The organism is Methanophagales archaeon, from assembly GCA_021159465.1.
Taxonomy (GTDB): domain Archaea; phylum Halobacteriota; class Syntropharchaeia; order Alkanophagales; family Methanospirareceae; genus G60ANME1.
Genome location: JAGGRR010000159.1, coordinates 1 through 4,278 on the forward strand (window position 1 = coordinate 1; position 4,278 = coordinate 4,278).

Annotated in this window: 5 protein-coding genes; 2 read left to right on the forward strand and 3 right to left on the reverse strand. The window is 44.4% G+C overall.

The window, feature by feature from the left end:
- Positions 1-236 (forward strand): hypothetical protein (locus tag J7J01_07060; GenBank protein MCD6210631.1); only part of this gene is annotated, 236 nt, incomplete at its 5' end.
- Between the two features lie 88 nt (positions 237-324).
- Here J7J01_07060 and cobT read toward each other — a convergent pair.
- The 3 genes from cobT to J7J01_07075 are packed head-to-tail and all read right to left on the reverse strand — an operon-like array spanning position 325 to position 2,922.
- Entirely contained in the window at positions 325-1,398 is a 1,074-nt protein-coding gene (gene cobT, locus J7J01_07065; protein ID MCD6210632.1) for a nicotinate-nucleotide--dimethylbenzimidazole phosphoribosyltransferase, read from the reverse strand.
- A 3-nt stretch (positions 1,399-1,401) separates the two neighbouring features.
- The gene (gene cbpB / locus J7J01_07070) at positions 1,402-2,760 is read right to left on the reverse strand and encodes a peptide-modifying radical SAM enzyme CbpB (GenBank protein MCD6210633.1); all 1,359 of its coding nucleotides are present in this window, start codon (positions 2,758-2,760) and stop codon (positions 1,402-1,404) included.
- Positions 2,761-2,778: 18 nt separating this feature from the next.
- Positions 2,779-2,922, reverse strand: a complete 144-nt coding sequence (locus tag J7J01_07075) for a hypothetical protein (protein MCD6210634.1) — start codon at positions 2,920-2,922, stop codon at positions 2,779-2,781.
- Between the two features lie 139 nt (positions 2,923-3,061).
- On the opposite strand from J7J01_07075, the gene J7J01_07080 reads away from it, so the two are divergent.
- A complete protein-coding gene (locus J7J01_07080) occupies positions 3,062-3,982 on the forward strand; it encodes a ribbon-helix-helix protein, CopG family (GenBank protein MCD6210635.1) in 921 nt (306 codons plus the stop codon).
- Positions 3,983-4,278 lie beyond the last annotated feature (296 nt).

A 4,278-nucleotide genomic window follows, 5' to 3' on the forward strand; every position in this document is an offset into this window, starting at 1 on the left:
CATTTCGCCTGGAATTGGATTTTATAGATTTTTATTGTGTACTTTTAGAATTTGAGAAAAGAATGAGTGTAAATATGCAAGAAATCAATTTAGAATTCTGGATTATGGGACGTATTACGGAGGGGGCTAAAAAGGGTATATGCCGAACATTTGCCTACCGGGAAACGGATAGTAGGAAAAAGTGCAAAAGGGATAATGGATACAACTTTGCGATTGGACATGGTCTCATTGCTTAAACACGCTTCTTATTTGAGTATGAAATTGACAAAAGCCGAACTCGCACTGCGATTGAATCGAAGTTACGAGCAGGATGAGACCGTATTTTCATTCCTTCTCTGAGACACCTGCTTCTTCAAACGTAGCCATCTCCCGCAGTATCTTACAAGATGCCTCCACGAGGTTTATTCCAAGTGCGGCACCCGTGCCTTCTCCAAGCCGCATATTCAGATCGAACAATGGATTGATTCCAAGGTGATCTAAAATATCCCGATGACCGGCTTCCACAGAGAGATGCGAGGCAATGAGATAATCCCGAATCTTCGGGCTGAGTTCGTATGCGATAAGTGCTGCTGCGCCTGAGATGAACCCGTCCACGACAACAGGAATTCGATGCGATGCGGCAGCGAGCATCACACCCGCCATTCCTCCTATCTCGAATCCTCCTATCTTCGCTAATATGTCAATTGCGTCTCCTCTGTCTGGCTTATTAAGTTCAATAGCCTTTTTTATCGTTTTTATCTTCGATTCGAGCCCTCCGTCATCCAGACCCGTGCCCCGTCCTGTTACCTTCTCGACCGGCGCGCCGGTAATGAACGCGACTATGGCACTGCTCGGTGTCGTGTTTCCTATCCCCATATCTCCCACACCTACGATGCCCACGCCTTTCTCTATCTCGTGCTCCAGAACTTCTATTCCCGCTTCAATAGAACGCTCGGCATCTTCATAGCTCATTGAGGGTCCTTTTGTCATATTCGCGGTGCCATAAGCGATTTTTCTGTTAATAAAATCGTAACTCCGATGTTCTACCGGCTTCAGCTCAATATCCGCCGCCACGCCCATATCCACGACAACCACTCTCGCACCGATATGCCTTGCAAGCACGTTTATCGCCGCACCTCCTCTTAAGAAATTATAAACCATCTGCGATGTTACTTCCTTTGGAAAAATACTCACGCCTTCGTCTGCAACGCCGTGGTCGCCTGCCATCGTTATTATCACTTTCTCCTTTATCTCAGGCATGTGGTTTCTGGTAATGCCTGCAACTTTCACCGAAAGGTCTTCCAGAACGCCGAGACTGCGCAGAGGTTTTGTAAGTGTACTCTGCCGTGCCCTTGCTGATTGCATTGCAGCTTCGTCTAACGCCTTTATCTCTTCTATCGTCTCTTTAATTTTGCCCATACTTTATTCCTCCATCCTGTATTTGTATCCGAGACCATTCAAGACGTCTTCCTTGAGGAAGTATTTCGTTTTATCCTCAGCAATCATCTTAAATGCGAATCTAATCAGCTCTTCGTAAAATTCGCAGTATGGCGATGGATTATAAAAATTACCTTGCATTGAATATACTTCTGCGGGACAGGGTGCACCACAGATATTCCTGAAAGCACAAGTATTACAGTGCTCAATCTTTTCGACTATCCTGTCCCTTACCATCCTGAACGACTCAGAATCCATGATGTCTGAAATAGAGTTCCTGAAGATGTTACCTCCACAGAATTCTTCAATGCCTATGAACTCACCGCAAGGAAACACGTCCCCCTTGGCACTGATAGCGAAAAAACATCTTCCAGCCCCACAAGGAGATATATCACACATAAGTTTTCTCGCAGTAGGAGCGATGATTCCCACCAGGATATTGGCAAAGTTTCCAACGATTATTTGCTTCCCTGTCTTTTCGGTGAGTTCCATAGCTCTTTTTAAGGCACTGATGAAGTATTTTATGAGTTCCCCTTTGTCCGGCATCAAAGAACGAGCAGGTCTCTGCGTCCCCCTGACAGGGTTCAGCAAAACCGATGGGACATTTTTGTCATGTAGAAAACTTACCATCTCGGCGAGTTGCGATACATTTTGCTTCGTTACAGTCGTCACTACATTCAGCCTTTGATAGCCATCAAACCACTCAATCGCTTCTACGATTTTCTCGAAAGTCCCCCTTCCATCCCAAGTCTTCCTCAGAGAATTATGTATTTCCAGATACGGCGAATCCAGTGTGGTTCCCACACTTACGCCATGCTTCTTAAGGAACTCCACATCATCTTCTCTGAAGAGAGTCCCATTTGTTTGAATGCCGAAGTATAATCGGTCTTCAAATTCTTCTATGGCATCAAAAATTTCTTCTTTCATCAATAATGGCTCGCTACCATGGAACACAATGGTAAGCTTTCTGTTACCCATGTTCTCTTCAGCGTATTCACATGCTTTCATAAGTGTCCTAAAAAGTTGCTCCTTCTCCATTCGTTGGTGGGTTTTCCTTATTTCTTGTGGTATATAGCAGTATGAGCAATCCAGGTTGCATCTGCTCACGGAATTCATGTAAATAACAGCGAGGGGTGACTTGAACCGGAATTCGTGCATCTCTTCTTCACACTCTCGCTTGACTCTGCTATACAGTGGGATAATCTCCTGCTTTATCTTTGAATCGATATCCTCTCCCTTTGGAACCAGTGCCCAAAAGACGGTGTCCGGATCAATGACGAGCATGGTCTCCTCGTCAATGTCACAAAGCGTCAATTGCGGATGTTTTCCAGTATTGTAATGCATTTACATCACCCAAGAGCGCTAAAAGAGCGCCTTGTCAGCAGGCGAGTCCCCGAACATATAGTGCGACAAACCCCCATTTGCAGTCCTCGGACATTTCAATCTGTACGCCATCACGCTTTGCTTCTCTTCTTTTACTTCCTTTTCGATATTCTTTGTGCTCATGATAGACACGTTCGGGCAATCCCTTTTTAAATGTTACTCTTTGTATTACATACGTAATGCAATATTAAGAGGTGGAGTGCACCCCCAAGGAGAAGTCAGAAACTTAGGTAATTGCGTAATGCAGGCAAGAACAGGTAAAATGGAACCCGTAAACATCAGAATATCAAAAACGAAAATAGAGAAGATTGATGAAATTGCAACCAAGAATGGCATTACCCGCTCCGAGGTAATAAGGCACGCACTGACAATTTATTTTCAGCTATTAGAGAATATAGGAGGATTCATAAACCTCAGGAGCCTGAAAATATCACCAAATGAGATTTCAATTTCTAAATGCGGGGACCTCGTTATTATAAAACTTAAGAATGGACAGGCATTAGTACTGGCTAATACTTCATCCGGCGGCATAGGACCAAAGCCCGAAGATGTGGTCAGACTTGATGGTATACTCCTTGGGCGGTTGATGGCACGAACAGTGCTAATAAAGGTTCTGTCTTCTGGAGCACAGCCGATCGTTTTGGTTACCAACCTGAGTGTGGGATTTTTCCCCACGGGCTCACAAATATTCCAGGGAATACGGGAAGAAGCGCATAAAATTAAAGCATTGGAAATATTAGAAGGTCATACCGAAGAAAACATCGAAACGAACCAAACAGGCATGGGCATTACTGTATTGGGGCTATGCATGGAAAAAGAATTGAAAATAGGGAAGTCGATGAAAAATGATTTGATTATTGCCATCGGTGAGCCAAAGGTAAGAGAAGAAGTGCTAAACGCCGGACCCAGAAGCATCGTAATGGTGGAGGATGTGCAGAAACTTTCAAAGAGGGAGTTCATCCACGAAATCATACCCGTGGGTCATGAAGGGATAAAGGGGAGTTTAGAAATGATGGGGAGTATATCGGGTTATAAATACAAAATAGAGCCAGAAGGGGATATTGATATAGAGAAATCTGCGGGACCTTCAACCGTTGTGCTTGTTACGCTGGCGGAGGAGAAAAAGGAAATGCTGAGGAAATTAGTTAAAAAGCCTGTTCAAGTAATAGGGAGGATTTCGTGATGAGCTGCTTATCCCATTTATCTTATATCTTAGGAGCGGTCTAAGCACGGCAACATCCTTCTCCCTCTGTGGAAGAGCTCAAATAGTCTCCGGAGCCTGTGCAATTTTCACTAACGCCTCCTTCTCCAGAAAATGCAGCTCGCCTGGAACGACGAGCACATGCGGAATCTCACCAAATTCATAGCTCTTTAACCCCCACCACCAACCATTCACAAAAGATCATCATATCAGTCTCCAATCCATCAAAAGAGAAGCTATAACGATGCTGAAGGTCGTGATACTCGCAATGTGCTTTG

Excerpts from the sequence above, each read along its gene's own strand:
- cbpB (MCD6210633.1), bottom strand. The coding sequence starts at position 2,760 with ATGCATTACAATACTGGAAAACATCCGCAATTGACGCTTTGTGACATT.
- cobT (MCD6210632.1), bottom strand. The coding sequence starts at position 1,398 with ATGGGCAAAATTAAAGAGACGATAGAAGAGATAAAGGCGTTAGACGAA.
- J7J01_07080 (MCD6210635.1), top strand. The coding sequence starts at position 3,062 with ATGGAACCCGTAAACATCAGAATATCAAAAACGAAAATAGAGAAGATT.
- J7J01_07075 (MCD6210634.1), bottom strand. The coding sequence starts at position 2,922 with ATGAGCACAAAGAATATCGAAAAGGAAGTAAAAGAAGAGAAGCAAAGC.